General features: G+C 65.9%; 1 pseudogene. It reads right to left on the reverse strand.

Going from position 1 to position 431, the window contains the following annotated elements:
- A pseudogene (locus RAD16_RS41500) lies at positions 1-431 on the reverse strand (potassium/proton antiporter); the annotation flags it as partial.

The following is a 431-nucleotide window of genomic DNA, read 5'->3' on the forward strand; positions in this document are numbered from 1 at the left end:
CTTCGGCGGGGCGGTTCGGGTCGACGGCGAAGGCACCGAAGAAATCGGCATCCTCGGGGTCGACCACGGCGCGGCTGGCGAACAGCTTGTCGAGCAAGCGCGGATAGCGATCGGGCACGAAGATATAGACGTTGTCGCCGGCCTGCAGGCGGCCCATGTCCTGGAAGCGCATGGAGCGGCCATCGCGAACGACCAGCGATGGCCTTGCCCACCGCGGGATACGTTAGCCGCGCGCGACCGGGCTGCCCGGTACGACGCGGTAGGCGAGCAATTCATGGTGGGCCGAGCCCGGCAGTTCGAGCTCGACCTTAACAAGCGGGCCGCTGCGTGCGGGCACTATGAGGCCAAGCCTTCGGGCCAAGGGTCCGACCGTCCAGCCCTGCACCACCAGCGAAACCAGAACGATGATGAAGGCAACGTTGAAGATCATG

This window comes from Bradyrhizobium sp. 18BD (assembly GCF_054185225.1).